Annotated in this window: 22 protein-coding genes; 12 read left to right on the forward strand and 10 right to left on the reverse strand. The window is 72.1% G+C overall.

The features are described 5' to 3' along the window. The 7 genes from FB391_RS17280 to FB391_RS17310 all read right to left on the reverse strand — a co-directional run. Positions 1-78 (reverse strand): DUF2200 family protein (locus tag FB391_RS17280; RefSeq protein WP_141896544.1); only part of this gene is annotated, 78 nt, incomplete at its 3' end. Between the two features lie 42 nt (positions 79-120). Beyond that, a complete protein-coding gene (locus tag FB391_RS17285) occupies positions 121-921 on the reverse strand; it encodes an amidohydrolase family protein (RefSeq protein WP_141893695.1) in 801 nt (266 codons plus the stop codon). Continuing rightward, complete coding sequence (locus FB391_RS17290) at positions 918-1,667, reverse strand: amidohydrolase family protein (RefSeq protein ID WP_141893694.1); 750 nt, start codon at positions 1,665-1,667, stop codon at positions 918-920. The genes FB391_RS17285 and FB391_RS17290 overlap by 4 nt, the downstream gene beginning before the upstream one ends. After that, on the reverse strand, positions 1,664-2,881 hold the full coding sequence (locus FB391_RS17295) for an aminotransferase class III-fold pyridoxal phosphate-dependent enzyme (RefSeq protein ID WP_141893693.1): 1,218 nt from the start codon (positions 2,879-2,881) through the stop codon (positions 1,664-1,666). The genes FB391_RS17290 and FB391_RS17295 overlap by 4 nt, the downstream gene beginning before the upstream one ends. A 15-nt stretch (positions 2,882-2,896) precedes the next feature. Further along, positions 2,897-3,922 carry a Gfo/Idh/MocA family protein gene (locus tag FB391_RS17300; protein ID WP_141893692.1) on the reverse strand — a complete coding sequence of 342 codons (1,026 nt, stop codon included), beginning with the start codon at positions 3,920-3,922 and terminating at the stop codon, positions 2,897-2,899. Then, complete coding sequence (locus tag FB391_RS17305; RefSeq protein ID WP_141893691.1) at positions 3,919-4,914, reverse strand: Gfo/Idh/MocA family protein; 996 nt, start codon at positions 4,912-4,914, stop codon at positions 3,919-3,921. The genes FB391_RS17300 and FB391_RS17305 overlap by 4 nt, the downstream gene beginning before the upstream one ends. Next, positions 4,911-6,092: an ROK family transcriptional regulator gene (locus FB391_RS17310; protein ID WP_141893690.1), complete on the reverse strand. Its 1,182-nt coding sequence runs from the start codon at positions 6,090-6,092 to the stop codon at positions 4,911-4,913. The genes FB391_RS17305 and FB391_RS17310 overlap by 4 nt, the downstream gene beginning before the upstream one ends. Before the next feature lie 203 nt (positions 6,093-6,295). On the opposite strand from FB391_RS17310, the gene FB391_RS17315 reads away from it, so the two are divergent. The 10 genes from FB391_RS17315 (at position 6,296) to FB391_RS17360 (ending at position 16,361) form a co-directional block, all read left to right on the forward strand. Further along, on the forward strand, positions 6,296-7,543 hold the full coding sequence (locus tag FB391_RS17315; protein WP_141896349.1) for an ABC transporter substrate-binding protein: 1,248 nt from the start codon (positions 6,296-6,298) through the stop codon (positions 7,541-7,543). 65 nt (positions 7,544-7,608) lie between these two features. Beyond that, on the forward strand, positions 7,609-8,514 hold the full coding sequence (locus FB391_RS17320; RefSeq protein WP_141896350.1) for a carbohydrate ABC transporter permease: 906 nt from the start codon (positions 7,609-7,611) through the stop codon (positions 8,512-8,514). Continuing rightward, the gene (locus FB391_RS17325) at positions 8,511-9,419 is read left to right on the forward strand and encodes a carbohydrate ABC transporter permease (protein WP_141896351.1); all 909 of its coding nucleotides are present in this window, start codon (positions 8,511-8,513) and stop codon (positions 9,417-9,419) included. The genes FB391_RS17320 and FB391_RS17325 overlap by 4 nt, the downstream gene beginning before the upstream one ends. 41 nt (positions 9,420-9,460) lie before the next feature. Then, positions 9,461-10,495 carry an NAD-dependent epimerase/dehydratase family protein gene (locus tag FB391_RS17330; RefSeq protein ID WP_141896352.1) on the forward strand — a complete coding sequence of 345 codons (1,035 nt, stop codon included), beginning with the start codon at positions 9,461-9,463 and terminating at the stop codon, positions 10,493-10,495. Next, positions 10,495-11,559, forward strand: coding sequence for a dihydrodipicolinate synthase family protein (locus tag FB391_RS17335; protein ID WP_141896353.1), 1,065 nt, complete (start codon positions 10,495-10,497; stop codon positions 11,557-11,559). The genes FB391_RS17330 and FB391_RS17335 overlap by 1 nt, the downstream gene beginning before the upstream one ends. Beyond that, positions 11,556-12,557, forward strand: coding sequence for a hydroxyacid dehydrogenase (locus FB391_RS17340; RefSeq protein WP_246093595.1), 1,002 nt, complete (start codon positions 11,556-11,558; stop codon positions 12,555-12,557). The genes FB391_RS17335 and FB391_RS17340 overlap by 4 nt, the downstream gene beginning before the upstream one ends. A gap of 1 nt (position 12,558) precedes the next feature. Continuing rightward, entirely contained in the window at positions 12,559-13,458 is a 900-nt protein-coding gene (locus FB391_RS17345) for a Gfo/Idh/MocA family oxidoreductase (RefSeq protein WP_141896354.1), read from the forward strand. Then, a complete protein-coding gene (locus FB391_RS17350) occupies positions 13,455-14,375 on the forward strand; it encodes a GNAT family N-acetyltransferase (protein ID WP_141896355.1) in 921 nt (306 codons plus the stop codon). The genes FB391_RS17345 and FB391_RS17350 overlap by 4 nt, the downstream gene beginning before the upstream one ends. Positions 14,376-14,424: 49 nt before the next feature. Continuing rightward, positions 14,425-15,096, forward strand: coding sequence for an SIS domain-containing protein (locus FB391_RS17355; RefSeq protein WP_141896356.1), 672 nt, complete (start codon positions 14,425-14,427; stop codon positions 15,094-15,096). Then, positions 15,093-16,361 carry a neutral/alkaline non-lysosomal ceramidase N-terminal domain-containing protein gene (locus FB391_RS17360; RefSeq protein WP_185843155.1) on the forward strand — a complete coding sequence of 423 codons (1,269 nt, stop codon included), beginning with the start codon at positions 15,093-15,095 and terminating at the stop codon, positions 16,359-16,361. Before FB391_RS17355 ends, FB391_RS17360 begins: the two co-directional genes overlap by 4 nt. On the opposite strand, the gene FB391_RS17365 is transcribed toward FB391_RS17360, so the two are convergent. After that, positions 16,325-17,086 carry a GntR family transcriptional regulator gene (locus tag FB391_RS17365; protein WP_141896358.1) on the reverse strand — a complete coding sequence of 254 codons (762 nt, stop codon included), beginning with the start codon at positions 17,084-17,086 and terminating at the stop codon, positions 16,325-16,327. The two genes, FB391_RS17360 and FB391_RS17365, sit on opposite strands and share 37 nt — an antisense overlap. Next, a complete protein-coding gene (locus tag FB391_RS17370) occupies positions 17,083-18,081 on the reverse strand; it encodes a BadF/BadG/BcrA/BcrD ATPase family protein (protein ID WP_141896359.1) in 999 nt (332 codons plus the stop codon). Before FB391_RS17370 ends, FB391_RS17365 begins: the two co-directional genes overlap by 4 nt. Before the next feature lie 79 nt (positions 18,082-18,160). Between FB391_RS17370 and FB391_RS17375 the strand changes: the two genes are divergently transcribed. Beyond that, positions 18,161-18,442, forward strand: a complete 282-nt coding sequence (locus tag FB391_RS17375) for a hypothetical protein (protein ID WP_141896360.1) — start codon at positions 18,161-18,163, stop codon at positions 18,440-18,442. Between the two features lie 48 nt (positions 18,443-18,490). Here FB391_RS17375 and FB391_RS17380 read toward each other — a convergent pair whose 3' ends face one another. Then, positions 18,491-20,506, reverse strand: a complete 2,016-nt coding sequence (locus FB391_RS17380) for an acyltransferase family protein (protein WP_246093596.1) — start codon at positions 20,504-20,506, stop codon at positions 18,491-18,493. A gap of 162 nt (positions 20,507-20,668) precedes the next feature. On the opposite strand from FB391_RS17380, the gene FB391_RS17385 reads away from it, so the two are divergent. Next, on the forward strand, positions 20,669-22,171 hold the full coding sequence (locus FB391_RS17385; protein ID WP_141896361.1) for a SulP family inorganic anion transporter: 1,503 nt from the start codon (positions 20,669-20,671) through the stop codon (positions 22,169-22,171). The last annotated feature ends 31 nt before the right edge of the window (positions 22,172-22,202 follow it).

The raw sequence follows: 22,202 nt of genomic DNA on the forward strand, positions 1-22,202 counted from the left end.
TGTGCGCCCCTTCTTCTCCACCTTCGTGACGTACAGCGGGTACAGCGAGGCGAACGGCAGCGAGAAGATCCGGTGCATGCTCTCAGGCTAAGCCCGGCCGTCCCCGGGGCGGGGGCGGTGTCATGGCACGATCGCCGCGGCGTTGCCCCGGACGATGCGCGCCCGCGCCGCCTCGTCGAGCTCCGCCGCCACGATCTGCAGCATCGTCGCCTCCGGCGTCTGCACCGGGAAGCCGCTGCCGAAGACCCATCGTTCCGGCTCACTCCCCCACGTGTCACCCACGAAGGTCGGACCGTTCACGTGCCACAGGTCCAGCAGCACGTGCGCGGGCACCTCATCACCCAGATGCCGGCTCAGCTCGAGCGCATCCAGGCGGTTGAGACCGCTCAGCACCAGCGGGTGAGCAGGCGCCTCGCGCACCACGTCCGCGAGCTCGTGGATCTGCGGGTCGCGCGCGGGAGATCGGGGATGCCGGACCCGCGGGTCATCGAGGCGGAACAGGATCTGCACCGGAAGGCCGTGCTCGGCCGCCTCGTGCAGCACCGGCCCGAGCGCCGCGGGCGCCGTGCCGTGATCGCCCGGTGCCAGCCTCACGCCCGCGAATCCGGCATCCGCTGCCCATGAGAGCTCGCGGCGCCACGTGGGGGCGGCCGGGTCGACCACCGCGAAGAGGCGGAACAGCGGGTCTTCGCCGCACGCGCGGCGCAGCGCCTCGTTGCCGGTTCGCGTGTCGAACCCCGTGAGCGTGGCGAGATGCGACACCCAGAGTGCCTGCAGTCCGTGGCCGCGGGCGTAGGCGCGCAGCCGGTCGGCGTCCGCCCACGCCGCGAGCCGGTACGGCCACTGCCCCAGATGGCACGTGGTGTCGATCGCGCCGAGCTCGCCGAACCCGGCGAGCAGCGCACGCGCGCGCGAGATCATCGGGCGACCTCCGCGAGCCAGCGCTCGATGTTCTCGCCGAACACGAGTCGTTCGTCCTCGGCGTCGAGGCCCGCCCCGAGGACCTTGCCCACGGTCTCGACCAGGTCGACGTGATGCAGATCAGAGCCGAAGACGACGCGGTCTGCGCCCAGGCGGTCGACGGCGAGCGCCACCTCGCCCGCGCCGATGATCGTGCCCGACGTGTCGACCATGACGTTCGGGTGGGGCTGCACCATGTCGACGGCGGACTCCGGCTGTCCGCCGAGGTGCGCCATGAGGAAGCGGACGTCGGGATGCCGTGCCGCTGCACGCGCGATGTGGTCCGCCGTCGACTCATAAGGGAATCCACCGACGGTCTTGCGCCACGCGTGCGCCAGCACGATCAGCCGGTGCTGTGCGGCGTACTCCAGGATCGGGTCGCACAGCGGGTCGTCGGCGAGCGTCGCGATCCACAGCTTGATGCCGATCATCCCCTCCTCCTCGACGTTGCGGCGCAGGTCGTCCATCGTCGCCCGGCCGTACCGCGGGTTGACGTAGCAGTAGCCGCGAAGCCGCTCGGGGTGGCGCCGGAGCTCGCCGGCGAGCGTGCGGTTCATCTCACGCACCTCGTCGATCGCGGGATGCGCCACGAACGCGCCGATGTCGGTGCACAGGAACTGCTCCACGCCCAGCCGGTCGCCGAGCTCGAACACGCGCGGGTCGAACCTGCCGGCGTCCAGGTGCGTGTGGGCGTCGATGACCGTCATCGGCGGATCGCCTCGCACGCGCGGCCCGCCCGGCGGAGCGCCTCAGCGAGGTCGTCATCGGTGTGGGCGGCGTTCACGTAGACGACACGGTAGAACGACACGCCTTCGGCGAACGAGGCGCGCAGGAACCGCTCGATCACGGCCCCGTCGCCGACGAGCTGCGGGCACGCGGGGTGGCCGGCCAGCCGCAGCGCCACACCTTCGCGGGCGAACAGGTCGTTGAGACCGCCCTGCAGAGCGGCGCCCAGCTGCCGGAGCCTGCCGGGCACGTCCTCGTCGCGCATGATCGTCATGGTCGTCGTCGCGGCGGCCAGCGACAGCGTCTCGCCGCCGTAGGTCGAGGTGACGACGACCTCGCCGCGGTCGAGCACCGCCAGCACATCGCGGCGCCCGGCGTAGACCGACAGCGGCATGCCGTTGGCGACCCCCTTGCCGTACACCGCGAGGTCGGGCACGACGCCAGTCGCCTGAGCCATGCCGCCCAGCGCCACCCGAAACCCGGTGACCATCTCGTCGTAGGCGAGCAAGGCACCGTGTCGGTCGGTCAGCTCGCGCAGGTAGGCGTAGAAGCCCGCCGCCTCGGGGATCGACGGATAGTCCGCGGCGACGAGGATCACGGCGATGTCGGCTCCGTGGTCGGCGAACAGCGCGTCGAGGGTGGCGCGATCGTCCCAATCGACGGCGTGATGCAGCCGCGCGAGAGCGGCCGGCACCCCGGGGACGGATGCGGTCGACGAGCCGGGCAGCACCCGGGCCCCCGCGGCGAGCGAGTTCAGCCACCCGTTGTAGCCGATCTGCACCACCCGGTCGCGGCCCGTGTACGCGCGCGCGATGCGGATCACCGCGGCGAGCGCCTCACCGCCCGTCTTGAGGAAGCGGGCGGCCTCCGCGCCGGGGACGATCGAGCAGAACAGCTCCGCCGTCGTCGTCTCGAGCGGATGCGGGTGGCCGAAGAGGATGCCGTCGTCGAGCTGCGCGCGGATCGCGGCATCCACTCTCGGATCCGCGTAGCCGAGGGTGATCGGCCCGAGCGCGCAGCGAAAGTCGATGAACTCGCGGCCGCGGTCGTCGAACACGCGCCCGCCGCTCCCGCGGACGATGACCTCGGGTTCTTCGGGCAGCAGGGTCGGCGCCTTCGAGTTGGTGCTGGAGCCGACCGGCATCACGGCGAGCGCGCGCGTCCGCCAGCTGTCGGTCCCGGTGGGGTGCGGCATGTCGGGGCCCCGCCGTCAGCTCAGCACGACGACGTCGCCGCCGCTCGCCGCCGAGGCCTGGGCGGCCTTCACGATCTCGACCGTGCGGATGCCGACACCGGCATCGGGCTGCGGCCGGCGCCCGTCGCGCACGGCCGCGACGAACTCGGCGAGCAGCAGGGCGTCGAGGTCTGCGCCGACGGGGTCCCACGTCTCGCCGCGCGCATCGTGACCGGCGACGCCCTGTGCGAACGGGCTCACAGTCACCGTGCCGCGCTCCGCCACGACCTGGAGGGTGAGGCCGCCCCACGTGGGTGAGGACACCGGCCAGCTCCACGAGCAGTCGATCGTCGCGATCACGCCGGACGGGTACTGCAGCGTGACGAGCCCGCCGGTCTCGACCGGCAGGTCCCGATCTGCGTAGAGCGCGCCGTTCGACACGGCGCGCACCGCCCGAGGGCGCTCACCGAGGAGTTCGTCGAGCAGGTCGGCGCAGTGCACCACATGGTCGACGAGCGCCCCGCCGCCGGCGAGCGCAGGGTCGGTGAACCACGCGCGGTCCTGCGGGAGCTTGCCGTTGTTGATGCCCGTCACGCCGAGCACGCGGCCGAGGCGGCCGCTGCGCAGCTGGGCGGAGGCATCCCGGAACGACGGCGCGAACCGCACGGGGTAGGCGACCATGAGGATCACGCCGGCCCGGTCACAGGCATCCCGCATCGCCTCGGCGTCCTCGACAGTGGTCGCAAGCGGCTTCTCGCACAGCACGTGCGCACCCGCGGCCGCAGCACGCTCGACGAGATCACGGTGCCGGGCATTCTCCGCCGCGACGAGGACGGCATCGGGACCCCAGGCGAACGCCTCGTCGTATCCGTCGACGTACGAGACGCCGAGTTCGGCGGCGAGCTCGGCGCCCCGTGGCGCAGCGTCGGGAGCGCTCGCGGCGTCCGGATCGGTGGCGATGAGCTCGACGCCCGGCATAGCCTTGAGCGCCTGCACGTAACTGAGGGCGTGCGTGTGGGCGAACGAGAGCACCGCCACGCGCAGCGGCCGCACCGCGGTCATCGGACGACCTCCATCGCGCCGAGACCGACGGGCGCACCGGACGCGATCGACGCGTACGCGGCCTCGGCGATCGCGACGGCCTCGACGCCTTCGGCCGGCGTCACCCGCGCCTCATCCCCCGATGCGAGCGCCGCGACGAAGTCGGCGATCTCGAGGTAGTACGGGCTCTCCAGCGGCGACATCGGCGGCAGGTAGTCCGTGACCTCGTCGGGCAGCACGGCGTCGGTGCGGCTCACGCGGTCGTCGGCGCTGTCGTAGGCCATGCGCCCGGCAGACCCCGACACCGACACGCTGGTGCGGAACGGCATGCCCGGGGCGGCCCAGCTCGCGTGCAGGTGACTGATGACCCCGCTGCGGTGCGTGAGCACGACGTGCGCGGTGACGGGAGCCGGGACGATGTCGTCGACGGTCGGGGGGTTCTGCACGGCGTACACGGACGCCACCGGCCCGGCGAACCACACCGCCTGGTCGATGTCGTGGATCATGAGGTCGCGGATCAGGCCGCCCCCGGCGCTCTCACGGAAGAACCACGGTGCCGCGGGTGCGGACCCCGCCCTGCTGAAGCGCTGCACGGCGAGCTCGCCGAGTCGGCCCGCGTCGATCGCCTCCTTGATCCGCAGGTACTCGCCGAAGTAGCGCACGACATGCGCAGGGAACAGGCGCACGTCCGCATCGGCCGCGGCGTCGGCGACGCGCATCGCCTCCTCTGCGGTCGGTGCGAGCGGCTTCTCGCAGATGACGTGGCGCCCCGCGGCGATGGCCCGCAGCGCGAGGGCCGCGTGCGAGCTGCTGGGCGTGACGATGTCGACGACCTCGACGAGCTCCAGCAGAGCGTCGACGTCGCCGACGACCTGGAAGCCGTACTCCTCGGCGAGAGCCTCGGCGCCCTGCAACGATGTCACGTATGCGTCCGCGCCGAGCGCCCGCCAGGCGTCCGCATGGACGTGCGAGATCCCGCCGGCGCCGATCATTCCGACGCGCAACCTGGTCACATGGTCTCCTCGAGAAGAAGCGGATCGGTCCGCGTGGCCGATCCGTCGGGGGTGAGCGGCGTCACCGAGGGGATCGGAAGCCCCTCGATGCCGTACACGGAGGTCGAATGACGCGTGAAGGCGTGCACGAGCGCGCCGTGCGCCGCGGCCTCGGCACCCAGCCGCGCCTCGGCGATCGGCACCTGGAACGGCAGTCCGATGAAGCGCTGCAGTCGCTCGCGCAGCGGATCCAGCAACTGCCCGTGCGCGGCCGAGAGCCCGCCGCCGATCACGATCATCGCGGGGTCGACGGTCAGCACGAGTGTCGCGATGCCGTGCGCCAGCTCAGTGACGAACGCGTCGATCTCGGCGACGGAGGCCTCATCTCCGGCCCGCGCCCGCTCGAACACGTCAGCGGCGGTCTGTCCGGTGCGCCACGAGATCTGGCCCGTCTCGGTGTCGAGCCCGCGGAACGCGAGCCTGCCGATGTCGCCGGCCGCGTTGTGGATGCCGCGCCGCGGCTCGCCGCCGAGGATCAGGCCCATCGCGATGCGATTGCCCACCGACAGGTACAGAACGTCGTCGACGAGCTGCGCCACACCCAGATGGTGCTCGGCGACGGCCGCCAGGCGGACGCCGTTGTCGACCGCGACGGGGCAGCCGAACGCCTGCCGCAGATGCGAGCCGATGTCGATCCCCGACCAGTCGGGGATGACGACGGACGCGGTGACCCGCCCGGCGTCGTCGACGATGCCAGGAAGGGCGACGCCGATCGCGCGCACACGCGAGAACGGCAGACCGGCTTCGGAGAGCGCCCGGCGCAGGTCGGCGATCACGGCGGCGAGCTTGGACGCGCCGTCCCGCTCCTCCGAGACGCCGGGGAAGGTCTGGTGGGCGAGCACGCGTCCGCCGAGATCGGCGATCGTCACGCGCACGCTGGCAGCCCCGATGTCGACGCCGACGACGGCGCCGGCGTCCGCGTCGAACGCGTAGCGGCGCGCGGGGCGACCGGCGCCGCGGGCGAAGACCGCGGGCGCCTCCACGATCACGCCGGCCTCGCCGAGAGCGGCGACGGCGTTCTCGACGGAGGTGCGCGACAGGCCCAGCATCACCGCCAGCTCATTGACCGTCGCAGGGCCGCCGTCACGAAGCTGCAGCGCAGCGCGGGCGGCGATCGATGTCTGAACCGGGATCGTCATCGCCCCTCCTCTCGTCGTCCTCGCCGTCGGGTGTCAACAAAATAGCACAGCTCATTCCCGAAATAGGGAACGTGCGGGCACTCGGAATGCGCCGCAGGTAACACATTCGTTGCGAGAACGTCATACTCGGTGCTTGACGGAATATCACACTCGAGTGTCATAATGGCCGACAACCCCCTGCACGGTTCTAGCAAAGGAGCACCATGCGCGTCAGCAAGTTCACGGCCCTCGCCGCAGGCGCCGCCGCAATCGCACTCCTGGCGGGCTGTTCCGCCGGGAGCGGTGGCGGCGGGGAGTCCTCGGGCGAGCAGAAGGTCACCGTCTGGCTGTACCCCGTCATCGCGGACGAGGCGACCCACAAGCAGTTCTGGGACGACACCATCGCGGCGTTCGAGAAGGACCACGACGACATCACGGTCGACTACGAGATCTTCCCGTGGGCCAACCGCGACGAGGCGCTGCAGACCGCCATCGCGGCCGGCAAGGGCCCGGACCTCGTGTACCTGATCCCCGACCAGCTCGCGGCCTACCAGAAGTCGATCCAGCCCCTCAACGACCTGCTCAGCAAGGACCGTCAGGACGAGCTGCTGCCCAACGTGAAGAAGTCCGCGACGATCGACGGCGACCTGCTGGGCGCGCCGATCCTCACCAGCGCCCTCCCGCTGCTGTGCAACGCAGCGGTCTTCGAGCAGGCCGGGGTCACCGATTACCCGAAGACGTGGGACGACGTGCGAGAGATCGCGCCGAAGTTCACCGAGAAGGGGCTGTACGTCCTCAACTATCCGGCCGCGCCCGAGATGACGCTCAACATGACCTACTACCCCCTTCTGTGGCAGGCAGGCGGGCAGGTCTTCACCAAGGACGGCGACGTCGGCTTCGACAGCGACGAGGGCGAAGAGGCACTGTCGTTCATCACCGACCTCGCGAAGGACGGCGCAGTCGATCCCGAGGCGCTCACCACGACGGTGCCGCTGGAGCAGACGGCCGTCGCCCAGGGCAAGGTCGGCTGCACCTGGAACAACGCCGTGCCCGAGGTTGAGCCCTTCTGGGGCGCCGAGAACGTGAAGGTGCTTCCGCCGCTCACCGAGAAGGAGTCGGTCGCGTACGGCACGGTCGGTTCGCTGTCGGTGCTGAAGGCCTCCAAGGTGCAGGACGCGGCGGCGGAGTTCGCCGAGTACGCGACGAGCGCCGAGGTGGTCAAGCCCTACCTGCTGGCATCCGGGTTCTTCTCGGCACTGAGCAACACCGAGCCGCTCTATGCGGACGACCCGCTGCTCGGCGAGGTCGAGAAGTACGTGCCCAACACGACCGTGGGTGAGCTCGACACCAGCTCGCGGGCGCTGATGGGCGTGCTGGCGCCCGAGATCCAGGCGTCGCTGCTCGGCCAGAAGAGCCCCGCCGACGCGCTCAAGGATGCCGCCGCCGCCGCGGCTCCCCTGCTGAACAAGTAGCACGATGAGGGGGTGCGCGGCACCGCTGCCGCGCACCCCCTCTCCATCACCCGAGGTGCACTGACATGACGACGACGACATCGACCGCTCCCCCGAAGAGCAGGGTCGCGCGGGTGCTGTCCCGGCGCGAGGCCCGCGTGGCGTTCCTCTTCGTCCTGCCCGCGTTCCTGCTGTTCATCGCCTTCCGGTTCGGCCCCACCATCGCCGGCGTGGCCCTCAGCTTCTTCGAGTACGACATCTCCGGCGAGATGGCATTCGAGGGACTGGCCAACTTCCAGCGCATGGTGGCGGATCCGCTGTTCTGGCGGGCGCTGGGCACCACGGTGCTCTATACGATCCTCGCGGTGCCGATCTCGCTCGTGCTGTCCACGGCGATGGCGCTGGGTGTGCGTCGGGCCTTCCGCGGGGCGCGGTTCTTCCGCTCGATCTTCTTCCTCCCGGTGATCACGTCGCTCGTGCTGGCGGGATCGATCTTCGTGTGGATCTTCTCCGGCAACGGGCCCTGGGCGAAGCTCATGGCTCCGCTCGGGCTCGGCGGCTCCTGGCTCGGCAGCACGGTGCTCGTCATCCCCGCGATCGTCATCGTGGGCGTCTGGTCCCGGTTCGGCTACGGGATGATGATCATGATCGCCGCGATGCAGGACATCCCGCGCGAGCTCGAAGAAGCCGCGCTCATGGACGGCGCCGGCTCGTGGCAGCGGTTCCGGTCGATCATCCTGCCGTACCTGAAGCCCACGGTGTTCTTCCTCGCCGTGATCGAGACCACGGCCGCATTCCAGGTCTTCGACGTCATCTACGTGATGACCCAGGGAGGCCCTGCGCACGCCAGCTACTCGCTCGTCTACATGCTGTACGACCAGGGCTTCAAGTACTTCGACTACGGCTATGCCGCAGCCATCGGCGTCGCACTGTTCGTGATGACACTCGCGGTCGCCCTCATCCAGCGCCTCGTGATCGGAAGGCAGAAATGACGACGATGACGCCGCCCCAGGCGCAGCCCCTCAGCGAGTCGCGGCCGACGCCGGCGCCCGCGCGCCGACGCTCGTTCCGAGCCCTCGAGCCCAGCCGTGCGGGCGTGGTGATCCGGTGGATCTGGCTCAGCCTCGCAGGCGTGCTGGCCTTCTTCCCCTTCTACGCGATGGTGGTGCTGAGCCTCAAGCCCGGCCAGGTGGTCGAGCTCCCCGGCTCGCTGATCCCCTGGCAGGACATCTCATTCGACTCGTACGAGCAGGTGCTGTCGGGGCAGAACATCCTCGGCTGGCTCGGCAACACGCTCATCTACTCGCTGGTGTCGGTCGTCGCGGTGCTCTTCCTGTCGGCGCTGGCGGGGTACGCCTTCGCCAAGAAGCGGTTCGCCGGCAAGGAGGTGATCTTCTGGTCGTTCCTGGCGATGGTGATGGTGCCGTTCCACGTCACGCTCATCCCGATGTTCATCCTCATGGCGGGCATCGGCGGCGTCGACACGTACTGGGGCCTCATCCTCCCCACGCTCGCGAACGCCCAGGCGGTCTTCCTGATGCGGCAGTTCATCCAGGGCCTGCCCGACGACCTGTTCGAGGCGGCCCGCATCGACGGCGCCGGTGAGTTCCGCATCTTCCTGCGGATCGTGCTGCCGCTGTGCAAGCCGATCCTCGCGACGCTCGGAATCTTCGTCTTCCTGTGGCACTGGAACGACTTCCTGTGGCCGCTCATCATCGCCAAGTCCAACGCCATGTTCACCCTCACCGTCGGCATCTCGTCGCTGCAGCAGCAGAACGTGCCGCTCAGCACGATGCTCGCCGGCTCGGTCGTGGCGCTCGCGCCGATCTTCTTCGCGTACCTCATCGCCCAGCGGTACGTGCAGGAGGGCGTGACGGGCACCGGGATCAAGGGATGACCTCGGTCGTGGCATCCCCGTACGACAGAAAGGACGTCCACGTGACGGTTCAGGCATTCGCCGGCGAGGCAGAACTCGAGGACGTGCTCACCACACCGAGCGATGCGCTCGTCGCCGACCTCGCACAGGGATCGGGGGACCTCGTGATCCTCGGTGCCGGCGGCAAGATGGGGCCGACGCTCGCCGTGCTCGCGCGGCGCGGAATGGATGCCGCCGGCCGCGGCTCCGACCAGGTCCACGCCGTGTCGCGCTTCGGCGACGGCGCGGTGCGCGACCGCCTGGAGGCGGCCGGAGTGAGGGTGGTGTCCTTCGACCTCATCGAGAACGACGACTTCTCGGCACTGCCCGATGCCCCGAACGTCGTATTCATGGTCGGCGCCAAGTTCGGCGCATCCACCGCGCCGTCGTGGGCGTGGGAGGTCAATGCGGCGCTCCCCGACCGCGTGGCACGCCGCTACCGCGACAGCGCGATCGCCGTCATGTCGACCGGCAACGTGTACCCGTTCGTGACGGCGGCATCGGGCGGCGCCTCCGAGGACGTCGCGCCCGCGCCGATCGGCGAGTACGCGCAGTCCTGCCTCGGCCGCGAACGCGTGTTCGAGTTCGGCGCCCAGGAGCGCGGCACGCGGGTCTCGATCATCCGCCTGAACTACGCGATCGACCTGCGGTACGGGGTCCTTGCAGACATCGCGAGCGCCGTGCACGCGGGGCAGCCGGTGTCGGTGGCCACCGCAACCGTGAACGTCGTATGGCAGGGCTATGCCAACGAGGTGGTGCTGCGCAGTATCGCGCACGCGTCGTCCGACGTCTTCACCGTCAACCTGACCGGCCCCGAGATCCTCAGCGTCGCCGCGGTCGCACGCCGCTTCGGCGAGCTGCTCGGTCGAGACGTCGACCTGATCGACGAGCCGCAGCCGACGGCGCTGCTCAATGACTCACGCCGCTGCATGGCGCTGTTCGGCTACCCGTCCGTGGCCGCTGACACGCTCATCGCGCTGCAGGCGGCATGGGTCGAGGCAGGCCATCCGATGTCGGCGAAGCCCACGAAGTGGGCCGTGCGGGACGGGAGGTTCTGATGGCGTCGGTACCGGCCCTGCGCCCCGCTGCCGCGCGCACACTGACGCGAGGCGCCGTGATCCCCGCGCATCCGCTCGCGCTCACCGCCGAGCGCAGGCTCGACGAGAGCCGCCAGCGTGCCCTCACCCGCTACTACCTCGCGGCGGGCGCCGGCGGGGTGGCCGTCGGCGTCCACACCACGCAGTTCGAGATCCGCGACGCCGAGCACGCGCTCTTCGAGCCCGTCCTCTCGCTGGCCGCCGAAGAGCTCGACGCGCACGGCGACCCCGACATCGTCCGCATCGCGGGCGTCGCCGGCGGAACGGTCCAAGCCGTGGCCGAGGCCGAGCTCGCGCGGTCGCTCGGCTACGATGCCGTGCTCGTGAGCCCGCGGGTCGCGGGTGCCGACGACCGGGCACTGCTGGAGCGGGCGGGCGCCGTGGGCGAGGTGCTCCCCGTGGTCGGGTTCTATCTGCAGACGGCGATCGGCGGGCCGGTGCTCGACCGCGAGTTCTGGCGCGCCTTCGCGTCGATCCCCTCGGTCGTGGCGGTCAAGGCGGCGCCGTTCGACCGGTACCGCACTCTGGAGCTGGTGCGCGGGGTGGCGGCATCCGGTCGCGCCGACGAGATCGCGCTGTACACCGGCAACGACGACGCGATCGTCGCGGATCTGCTGTCGGAGTTCCACGTCGACGCACCGGACGGCCCGCGCACGCTGCGCTTCGTGGGCGGACTCCTCGGTCAGTGGGCGGTCGGCACACGCGCGGCCGTGTCGCTTCTCGACCTCGCACGGCAGGCCGCCGGAGGCGACCGCGATGCCTACCTGGCGCTGGGACGCCTCGCCTCCGACATGGTCGACGTCAACCAGGCGGTGTTCGACCCGGGCAACGACTTCCACGGGGTGATCGCCGGTGTCCACGAGATGCTGCGACAGCAGGGTCTGATGGCGGGGATCTGGTGCCTCGATCCCGCGGAGGGCCTCTCGCCGGGTCAGGCGGAAGAGATCGCGCGCGTGCGCCGTGCGTACCCCGAGCTCAACGACGACGCGTTCATCGCCGAGCACCTGGACGAGTGGCTGCGGTGACCTCTCCCACCGTGGTCGCGGCCGTCGGGGCGGACCTGATGGCGGAGTTCTTCACGCCCGCCGACGTCGAGCGCCTGCGGGCCGCGGCGCGCGCCCTCGGCGGCGACTTCGCCCGGGCCGATGCGCTCGCCGACATCGAGGACCTCCGTGGGGCGAGGGTCGTCGTCACGAGCTGGGGCGCACCTCCGTTCGATGCCGGACTGCTCGACGGGATGCCGCGCCTCCGGCTCGTCGCGCACACCGGTGCCAGCGTCAAGGCGTTCGTCACCGACGAGCTCTTCGACCGCGGCATCGGAGTGACGCAGGCGGGGCTCGCGATGGCGCGTCCCGTGGCCGAGGTCTCGCTCACGTTCACGCTCGCCCTGCTGCACCGGGTCGTCGAGATGGACCACGCGCTGCACACGACCGGCGGATGGTACGACCCCGCCGTCGGCCCGCAGCACCAGATCCTCGGCGCGCCGATCGCGGTCATCGGTGCCTCGCGCACGGGTCGCGCCTATCTGCAGCTGGTCCATGCGCTCGGCGCCCGCGTGCTGCTGGTCGATCCCACCGTCACGTCCGCAGAGGCGGCGCGGCTCGGCGCCGAGAAGGCCGACCTCGACGACGCGCTGCGGCGCGCCCGGATCGTCGCGCTCCACGCGCCGACCGTCCCCGAGACCCACCACCTCATCGGTGCGCGCGAGCTCGCCTTGATGCCCGACGGCGCGGGCCTCGTGAACACGGCGCGCTCATGGCTCGTCGACGGAGCGGCGTTGGAGGCCGAGCTGCGCGGCCGTCGCATCTCTGCGGCGCTCGATGTGTTCGACAGCGAACCCCTCGAGGCGGGCAGTGCACTGCGCGCCCTCCCGAACGTCCTGCTGACGCCGCATCGCGCGGCGGGCACCGTCGAGGGCCGGCTGGACCAGGGACGCATCGTCGCTGACGAGGTCGAGGCCTTCGCCGCGGGACGACCGCTGCGCCACAGGATCACCCGCGACCGGCTCGCCGTGATGGGCTGACGTGCGCGTCGCCTACGCCGGGGTCGCGCATTCGCATCCCTTCGTGGACGCCGCGAACCTGCGCGCCCGCGGTGCCCTCGCGGTCGGGGTGTGGGACGCCGACGACGGCGGGCGGCGCCGCGAGTTCGCCGCGCGCTTCGGTGCGCCCGAGTTCGCGCGGCTGGACGACCTGCTCGCCCGGCATCCCGATGTCGTCGTCGCCACGCCCCGGACGCCGCGCGCAGCCGACGTCGCAGAGGCATGCGCGCGGGCCGGGGTGCCGGCGTTCTTCAACAAGACGATCGCCGCCGACGAGGCCGGCCTGGACCGCTGGCGGTCCCTGCCGCCCGCGCCCCGGTTCACCTCGTCGGTGCTGCGGTTCTCGCCCGCGCTGAAGGCGTTCGCCGCCGCGCTCGTCGGGCGCCGCCTGCGGGCGGTCGAGGTGCATGCGCAGCACGACATCGCCGCGTTCCTGGAGGGCGACCGGCGCTGGCAGGACGATCCCGCCGGCGCCGGGGGGACCCTCGTGAACATCGGCATCCACGCGTGGGAACTGCTCGACGTGCTCGTGCCCGGGGCAACGGTCGACGTGATGTCGGCCGCACGGGTGATCGGCGATGTGCCGACGTCCTCGGAGCTGCGGGCGACCGTGCACGCGCGGGCCGGTGAGCTGCCAGTGACGGCGACGGTCTCAGGCGTTGCGGGCGCGGACCGCTACGCGGTACGCGTGTGGACCGACGACGGCATCCGCGGACTCGTCCTCCCCGACGATCTCGACGGACTCGGCTACGACGCCACCGCGGACGCCGTGGTGCGGCTCGCCGACGGCTTCGTGGCGGTGGATGCGGCCCGCACGGCGGCCGTGTACGGCAACGCCCTCGCCGCTGCGCGTGCGGCACGCGACCGCGAGGCGCCGCGATGACCGAGCCGATGCTGCGGGGCGCCGAGGACCGTGACGCCCAGCCGCTCGCCGGGCTGTGGTCTCAGGTGTTCACACCGCCGCTGTCTCCGGATCAGTGGCTCGCCGACCCCGAGCGGCTGAGCCACACGATCGTCGCCGTCGACGGCAGCGGCGTGGTCGGTTCGGTCTACGGGCTGCCGAAGCGGCTGCGCGAGAGCGACGGCGCGCTCGCGGACGTGCACGCGATCGGGAGCGTCGCGGTCGCCGAGCGCGCACGCGGCCACGGCCTCGCCCGACGGCTCGTGGCGGCGACACTCGGCTCCGCGCAGCGTCGCGGCGCGGACTGGGCACTGCTGTTCACCGGCACGCCGGAGGTGTACCGGTCGAGCGGCTTCGAGACGTTCCGGATGCGGCGTGCGGCGGGCGGTCCGTGGCAGCGCGCCCGTGCCTCCTCGGGCGACGGCGTCACGCGCACGAGGATGACCGCCGGCGCGACGGCGGCGCTGAACGCCGCCTACGAGCAGTCGCGCACGGGCATCGTGCTGGCGCCCGAGCGGTCGACGCTCGACTGGGCCATGGCCGAGGTGCGCCTCAGCGGCTTGAGCCTCTATGTCCTGCACCACGACGGCGCGGTGTCGGGGTACGCGGTCGCCGGCACGCGGGGTGCCACCGGCGTCGTGGCCGAGCTCGCGGTCGCCGATGCCGCGGGGCCGGACGCGCGCGCAATCCTCCTCGGCGCCGTGGGCGAAGACTGGTGCGCGGCCGGCGTCGACCGCTGCGACATCGCGGTCCCCGAGCGCGCCGCCGACGTCGCCGCACTGCGCGCCTTCGCTCCGGGAGCGGCCTGGGCGCCTGACGCCACGGGGATGACGCGCCCGCTCGCCCGGCGGCCGCGGCTGGACGGCATCCGCCATTTCGGCGCCGCCGACTACTTCTAGCGGCGCGCCGCGCATTAGACTGGACTAGTCCGGAATCGAAGGAGCAGACGTGACGGCGCAGGACTACCTCGACGCTGCACTGGCGGTCGCGCACCGCGCGGCGACATCCGAGGCCGGCGCATTGCGGCGGGCCGCCGCGGTGATCGCGGACACGATGGCGCAGGGACGCAGGTTCTGGGCGTTCGGCAGTGGGCACTCGCACGCTCTCGTCGAGGAGATCTGGGGCCGCGCCGGTGGATTCGTGGATGTCCACCCCATCCTCGAACCGGCGCTCATGCTGCACGAGGGACTCGAGAAGAGTTCACGGCTGGAGCGGCTCCCCGGTCTCGCCGACGAGCTCCTCGCGCTCCGCGGCGTGGGCACCGGCGACTGCCTGCTGGTGATCTCGAACTCGGGTCGCAACGCCGTGCCCGTCGAGATGGCGCGCGGCGCGCGCGAGCGCGGCGCGTCGGTCATCGCGCTCACGTCGCTCGCGCACAGCGGATCGGTGACGTCGCGCGAACCCCGAGGCCAGAGGCTCTTCGAGGTCGCCGACATCGTCATCGACAACTGCGGCGTGCCGGGCGACGCGATCCTGCCCCACCGCCCCCACCCGGTCGGTCCGACCTCGACGGCCGTCGGCGCCCTGCTGCTGCAGGCGGTCATGTGCGAGGTCGCCGACGAGCTGGCCCGACGCGGCGTGGACGTCGACATCTACGAGAGTCTCAACGTCGGCGCGTGAGCACCGCGACCTACTCCGCCGCCGCGCGCGCCGTGGTCGTCACACCGCGCACCGGGATCGGGCTCAGCGGCTACCTCGACCGCACCGCCGCAGCGCACGCGCGGCTCGACCACCTCGAAGCTGGCCTCATCTGGATCGCCGGCGCCTCGGGGTCCGCGCCCGACGACGGCGTGCTGTGGGTGTCGATCGACGCCCTCGCCGTCACCGCCCGGACGAGACAGGCCGTCGTCGCCGCGATCGGCGAGGCCACCGGCATCGACACCTCGCGCGTCGTCGTCGTCGCGTCGCACACGCACGCCGGGCCCGGCGCGTGGCACGAGCCGATCCATCCCGTCTTCGCCGACCAGTTCGACGACGACGAGCTCGCCCACCTCGCCGCGACGATCGCCGGCGGTGTCCGCGGGCTGCGCGACGACGCCCGGCCGGCGACGCTCCACTGGCGCTCGGCTGCGGTGTCGGGCGTCGGCGGCAACCGTCACCGCCCCGACGGACCCCACGATCCGTCACTCGGTCTGCTCGAGATCCGGGATGCCGCCACGCATCAGCCGATCGCACTCGTCTACGACTACGCCTGCCACCCGACCGTGCTCGGCCCTGACAACACCCGCTGGTCGGCGGACTGGGTGGGCGCCGCCCGGAGGCGGGTGCGCGACGGTCGGGACGGTCGCCTCCCCGTCGTGTTCCTGCAGGGCTGCGCGGGCGACGCGTCCACGCGCTTCCACCGCCGCGAGCGCGGCGACGCGGAACTGGCACGCCTCGGAGGACTGGTCGCGGACCGGATCCTCGAGCTGCTCACCGCGGATGCCGCACCGCTGGAGGCTCGGCCCGTCCGCATCGATCGCACGACGCTGCGGCTTCCGGTGCGCAGCGATCGCGCTGCCGACATCCACCGCGCCGACGACCGGATCGGCCGCGGTGCGGCGTCGGGGCACGAGGGCGAGCGGTGCCTCGAGGCGCTGGCCGAAGCGGACCTTCCGGCCGAGCTCGAGCTGCCGGTCTCGATCGTCACCGTCGGCACGCGATGCTGGATGCATGTACCGGTCGAGATGTGCGCGTCGTACGGCCTGGCCATCGCGGCCGGTCGCGAGGACGTGCGCGTCATCGGGTACTCCGACGCGTACGCGGGCTACGTCGCCGACCGGCGCACGTACCGGGAGGGTCACTACGAGGCACTGACCTCGTACTTCGACGAAGAGACGTCGCACCGGATGATGACCGAGTGCCGCGCCTACCTTGCGAGCGTGTACGAGACGTCCAGGTCGTAGCGGTCCCCGCGGTAGATGGAACGGCCGGCTTCGATCACGCCGCCGTCGCCGTCGCGCTGCACCGAGCGGATCAGCAGGCACGGCTGCGTGCGCGGGATGCCGAGCCTGTGCGCCTCGTCCGCCTCGGGCTCGACGGCGCCCGCGGTGGCCGACACCGTGCGCGTGCGCACACCCCAGCGCTCCTGCAGCGTGTCGTAGAGCGATGCGCGGGCGAAGTCGGTCCGCTCGATCCCGGGGAACCGGGCGAGCGACACGAACGAGCGCTCGATGCCCATCGGCGCGCCGTCGGCCGTGCGAAGCCGCACGAGCCGCATCGCGCTCGTGCCCGCCTCGACCTCCAGCAGCTCCGCGGTGCGCCCGGTCGCCGCGAGGATGTCGAGCTCCAGTACCTCGGAGCCGGGGGTCATCCCCCGCGCGCGCATGTCGTGCGAGAAGGAGCGCCCCACCACGAGCGGACGCGGCGGGACGGGCGCCGCGAACGTGCCGCGCGCAGGGCGGTTCACCAGCACGCCGTCCGCGACGAGTCGCCCGACCTCGGCGCGCACGGTCTGCCGGGCCACCCCGAAGTGCTCGGCCAGCGCACGGTCGGACGGGAGAAGCGCTCCCGGCCCGAGCGAGTCTGCGAGGCCCTCCAGGATCTCGCGGAGCTGATCGCCTTTGGGTCGGTCCGAGCGCAGCGCGGGAAGACCGAGGTCGGCCACCGCGACGTTCTGCTCCCGGCTCACGATCCGGGCCCTTCGCGCAGGCCCGAGGCCGCGGCGGCATAGGCGGGCCCGAACAGCACCTCCGTCGACGCCTGCCAGGGCGGCACGTCGACGTCGAGCCGCTCGACGCCCGCGGCGGCGAGCGCCGCATCCAGCGCGGTCCGGTACGCCGGGTCGCCGGCGAGTCGCCCGCCGACGGCGACCGCGTCGATGCCCGTCGCGGCAGCGAGCGCTGCGGCCGTCGCCGCGACCTGGTCGGCAGCCGACGCCACGAGCACGCGGGCCACCTCGTCGTCCGGCGCCGCAGCGCAGACGGCGCGGGCGAACGCCGCGACCGCCGCCACCCGGTCGGCCCGCGCCGCCAGTCGCGCCGCTGCGGCGTGGTCGAGTCCGCAGAGGTGCTCGGCCGCTGCGGCCTGCAGGACTGTCGGAGGCCCGGCGCCGTCCGCCGCCCGGAGAGCGGCGGTCAGGCCTTCTCGCCCGAGCCACGCCGCACTGCCCCGATCGCCGAGATCCGGCCCCCAGCCGTCCTTGCGGAACCACGTGCCCGAGGCATCCATCCCGCATCCGATGACGCCGGTTCCCACGCTGACGTGGTTCCCCGCGCCGCCGAGCGCAGCGGCGTGGGCGAGGATGCCGTCCTCGACGAGTGCGACGCGCGCCTGCGGCCACGACCGGGCTGCTCCGTCCAACATGACCGCGATCTCGTCAGGGGGCGGGATGGAGGTGGAGCCCACCACGATCGTGCTCACGCGGGCGGCCGCCAGTCGGGCGCCGCCGGGGGCCGCGAGCGACATACGCCAGAGCGCCTGCATGACGTCCAGCAGCCGCTCGCCCGCGCCGGGCCGGGCAGCCGTCTCGGGCTCCAGCCCCGGGCCGGCCTCCGCGAGGTCGAGGCCGGGGCCGACGATCCGCCCGCGCGACCCCGACTTGCCGATGTCGATGCACAGCGAGAGCTCGTCGTTCGAGATGATGGCCTCCTGCGTGTGAGCGGGGTCGGCGCTGACCCGCGGCATCCATTTCCGGACTAGTCCGATACTAGCTGCGCCGCGCTGAGATACTCGGGACGGGCCGCACGAGAGAGGACGACCGACGATGGCACCAGGCGCGCTGTACAGCTACGGCCTGTCGAAGCCTCCGAAGACACCGCTGCGTCGACTCCTGTGGGCGATCGCGGTCTTCGTCCTGTGCGCCGCCATCCTCCCGTTCGTCATCGTCGGCATCGTCCAGGCATGGGCCCGCGGCGGCCCGGGTGAGGCGGTCGGCCTCATTATCGTGCTGCTGCCCCTGCTGATCGGCGTGGCCGCGTCGCTGTACGCCTTCGTGGACATCGCGCGTGCACGACGGCGCGCCGCACGCACGGCCGCCCCGGAGTGAGGCGCGTCCCCTGACAGGCGCCGAGGCCCGGCCGGCGTCGCGTCGGCGTCAGGGTCCCGGCCGGGCGAGGACGGGCCGCAGCGCGTCTCCGAGCACGCCGGACAAGTCGGCGCTGATCGCGGCGGTCAGGTGGTGCGAGTCGCGGTAGACGAGCGTGTTGCCGAGGATGGGCGGGCACTGGTCCGCGTCGCACAGGTAGCCGTTGAGGTCGAGGAGAGGGATGCCGCGCTCGGCGGTGGCCGTCCGCTCGGCGTCGCGGCCGGGGCCGGCCAGGGCGACCGTGCGAGCTCGCCCGCATGCCTCGGCGTCCGACAGGTGCGCCGACAGGCACGGTGCAGGGTCCTCGCGCAGGTCCGGGGTGTCGGCGATCACGGCGGTCGGGGCGTGCAGGGCGTCGAGGGTGCGGCCGAGTGCCGCATCCCAGGTTTCGGCGTCGTCCTCGACCCCCGGCGCGAGCTGCGCGCCGGTATAGGTGGCCACGAGCACGAGCGCGGGCGGATCGGCGTTGATGCGATCGATGACCGCGTCGCGCCAGATCGGGCACTGCGGGTAGGGGGCGCCGCGGCGCAGCGACTCGATGTCGGCGGCGGGACACGAGCTCTTCGTCTGCACCTCGATCGCGTACCCGGCCGAGGCCGCGAAGCGCTGCAGCGCCGGGAACCACTGCGCCGCGTGCGAGTCGCCGAAGAGCAGGATGACCGGCGCACCCTCGTCGCCGTAGCGGCAGCCGCGGGCGTCGGTGGCCGCGATCCCGCGCATGCAGCCGTCGTCGTAGACGGCGGGGAGGCTCTCGCGGGCGTCGCGCAGGTCCGGCGCGAGGTTGTCGGGCACGAACTCCGTGCCGCTCGGGAGCTGGGTGATGACGGTGCCCTCGGCGGCGCGTTCGGCGTGCAGCGCCCTCGTGTCGGCGACCGCGTACGCGCCGCTCGCGATGCCCAGGCACGCGAGCGACCCGGCGAGCGCGCCGACGAGCGTGACACGCGCCCGCCGCATGGTCAGCACGGGGGCGCGGCGCACGGGATCCTCGACGAAGCGGTACAGCAGCCAGGCGGCGGGCACGCAGGCGGCGGCGATCAGCAGCGTCGCCCACAGCGGCAGCGGTCCGGGGACGACGGCGCCGGGAAGCACGAGCGCCGGCCAGTGGACGAGGTACAGCGAGTACGAGATCGTGCCGACCAGAACCATCGCGCGCGTCGACAGCAGGCGGGTCGGCCCGCCGCGGGTCTCGCCGGCGGCGATGACCGCCGCGGTGCCCAGCACCGGCAGTGCGGCGGCCACCCCGGGGAAGGTGGTGTCGGACGAGAAGAGCACAGTGGATGCCGCCACCGCGGCGATCCCCGCCCACCCGACGATCGCGGCCCAGCGTTCGCCGCCGAGTCGTCGTCGGTGCTGCAGCAGCGCAGCGGTGAGCCCGCCGACGCCCAGCTCCCAGGCCCGCGAGGGCAGCGAGAAGAACGCCCACGGCTGCGCCGTCCCGGTCAGCCACACGCACCAGGCGAACGAGAGGGCCACTACGACGGCGAGCGTGACGACGAGCGCGCGCCGTGTGCGCACGACGGCCCACACCAGCGCCAGCAGCGCCGGCCAGAGCAGGTAGAACTGCTCTTCGACGCCCAGCGACCAGTAGTGCTGGAACAGCGACGGGTTGGACGACTCGGCGAGGTAGTCCGAGTCGGCGAGTGCGAAGAAGTAGTTCGGCACGTACAGCGCGGTGGCGACGGCCGCCGCCCACACGTCCTTCATGAGCAGTGGCGGATACCAGACGAGCGCCGCCGCCACCGTGAGCGCCAGCACCACGAAGGCGGCCGGCAGGATGCGCCGCGCGCGGCGCGCATAGAACGTACCGAAGCGCAGCCGTCCGTGCTGCTGCAGCTGCTGCAGCAGATGCGTCGTGATCAGGAAGCCCGAGATGACGAAGAAGACGTCGACGCCGACGTAGCCGCCCGGGAGGAATGGGACCCCGGCGTGATAGAGCAGCACCGCCCCGACCGCGATCGCACGCAGTCCCTGGATGTCGGCGCGAAAACCCGAGTGGTCGGGCTGGGCGCGGGCTCGGTCCACCACCCGACCGACTGTACGGAGGGCCCTGCGTGGCCGAACACCCCCTTGACGCACCGCGGGGCCGTCCCTTATCGGAGCCAGCTAGAGTCGTGGAGGCCGCGCGGGTCGCGGCATCCCCCTTCCATCTCTCTGCGGCGCAACGGTGCGCACCCGACAGGAGCCCCCGTGTCCGCCGCCAACGCCGAATCCGCCGACCGCTACCGCATCACCCCGACCGTCCTGCAGGCACTGCGCAGCCCGCGCCTGCTGACGCGCGAAGTGCTCGCAGGGCTGGTCACGGCGCTCGCGCTGATCCCCGAGGCCATCGCGTTCTCGGTGGTCGCGGGCGTCGACCCGCGCATCGGCCTGTTCTCGTCGTTCGTGCTCGCGGTCGTGATCGCCTTCACGGGCGGGCGCCCGGCGATGATCACCGCCGCCGCGGGCGCCGTCGCCCTCGTCATCGCCCCCGTCGCGCGCGAGTACGGCTCGGACTACCTCATCGTCACGATCGCGCTCGCCGGGCTGATCCAGGTGCTCTTCGCGGTCCTGGGCGTCGCCCGCCTCATGCGCTTCATCCCGCGCAGCGTCATGGTCGGCTTCGTCAACGCCCTCGCGATCCTCATCTTCCTCTCGCAGGTGCCGCAGCTCATCGACGTGCCGTGGGCCGTCTACGTCCTGGTCGCGGCGGGCCTGGGCATCCTGCTCCTGTGGCCGCGCATCACCCGTGCCGTCCCGGCACCGCTCATCGCGATCGTGCTGCTCACGACCGCGGTCGTCGTCTTCGGCGTCTCGGTGCCGGATGTCGCCGATCAGGGCGAGCTGCCGCGGAGCCTGCCCGAACTGCTGATCCCCCACGTGCCCCTCACCTGGGAGACGCTGCAGATCGTCGCCCCGTTCGCCTTCGCGGCGGCGCTGGTGGGCCTGCTCGAATCGCTCATGACCGCCAAGCTCGTGGACGAGCTCACCGACACCCACTCGCGCAAGACGCGCGAGGCGTGGGGACTCGGCGTCGCGAACGTGGTGTCGGCGTTCTTCGGCGGCACCGGCGGCTGCGCGATGATCGGCCAGACGATGATCAACGTCAAGACCTCGGGCGGCCGCACGCGCATCTCGACCCTGCTCGCCGGCGTGTGGGTGCTGGTGCTCGTCGTCGCCCTGGGCGACATCGTGGGGCTCATCCCGATGGCGGCGCTCGTCGCCGTCATGATCGTGGTGTCGGCGATGACGTTCGACTGGCACAGCATCCGCCCGTCGACGCTGCGCCGCATGCCGCTGAGCGAGACCGCCGTCATGCTCGTCACCGTCGTCGCCACGGTATGGACGCACAACCTCGCCGTCGGCGTGATCCTCGGGGTGCTCGCCGCGATGGTGCTGTTCGCCCGTCGGGTGGCTCATTTCACGACCGTGGCCCGCACGGTCGAGAGCGACACCGCGCGCTACCGAGTCGACGGGGAGCTGTTCTTCGCCTCGAGCAACGACCTCACCACGCAGTTCGCGTACTCCACGGACCCGGCGCACGTCGTGATCGACCTGTCGCGCACGCACGTGTGGGACGCCTCGACTGTGGCCGCGCTCGACGCCATCGTCACGAAGTACGCCCAGCGCGGCATCACGGTCGAGCTGGAGGGCATGACCGACGCATCGGCCGCATTCCACGGCCGCCTCAGCGGCGAGCTCGGATCAGGCTGAGCTCGGGCACGCTGGCGCTCCGGGATGCCGC

The sequence above is a fragment of the Microbacterium kyungheense genome, from assembly GCF_006783905.1.
GTDB lineage: Bacteria > Actinomycetota > Actinomycetes > Actinomycetales > Microbacteriaceae > Microbacterium > Microbacterium kyungheense.

Excerpts from the sequence above, each read along its gene's own strand:
- FB391_RS17315 (WP_141896349.1), top strand. The coding sequence starts at position 6,296 with ATGCGCGTCAGCAAGTTCACGGCCCTCGCCGCAGGCGCCGCCGCAATC.
- FB391_RS17285 (WP_141893695.1), bottom strand. The coding sequence starts at position 921 with ATGATCTCGCGCGCGCGTGCGCTGCTCGCCGGGTTCGGCGAGCTCGGC.
- FB391_RS17300 (WP_141893692.1), bottom strand. The coding sequence starts at position 3,922 with ATGACCGCGGTGCGGCCGCTGCGCGTGGCGGTGCTCTCGTTCGCCCAC.
- FB391_RS17320 (WP_141896350.1), top strand. The coding sequence starts at position 7,609 with ATGACGACGACGACATCGACCGCTCCCCCGAAGAGCAGGGTCGCGCGG.
- FB391_RS17370 (WP_141896359.1), bottom strand. The coding sequence starts at position 18,081 with ATGCCGCGGGTCAGCGCCGACCCCGCTCACACGCAGGAGGCCATCATC.
- FB391_RS17310 (WP_141893690.1), bottom strand. The coding sequence starts at position 6,092 with ATGACGATCCCGGTTCAGACATCGATCGCCGCCCGCGCTGCGCTGCAG.
- FB391_RS17335 (WP_141896353.1), top strand. The coding sequence starts at position 10,495 with ATGGCGTCGGTACCGGCCCTGCGCCCCGCTGCCGCGCGCACACTGACG.
- FB391_RS17375 (WP_141896360.1), top strand. The coding sequence starts at position 18,161 with ATGGCACCAGGCGCGCTGTACAGCTACGGCCTGTCGAAGCCTCCGAAG.
- FB391_RS17350 (WP_141896355.1), top strand. The coding sequence starts at position 13,455 with ATGACCGAGCCGATGCTGCGGGGCGCCGAGGACCGTGACGCCCAGCCG.
- FB391_RS17295 (WP_141893693.1), bottom strand. The coding sequence starts at position 2,881 with ATGCCGCACCCCACCGGGACCGACAGCTGGCGGACGCGCGCGCTCGCC.
- FB391_RS17325 (WP_141896351.1), top strand. The coding sequence starts at position 8,511 with ATGACGACGATGACGCCGCCCCAGGCGCAGCCCCTCAGCGAGTCGCGG.
- FB391_RS17290 (WP_141893694.1), bottom strand. The coding sequence starts at position 1,667 with ATGACGGTCATCGACGCCCACACGCACCTGGACGCCGGCAGGTTCGAC.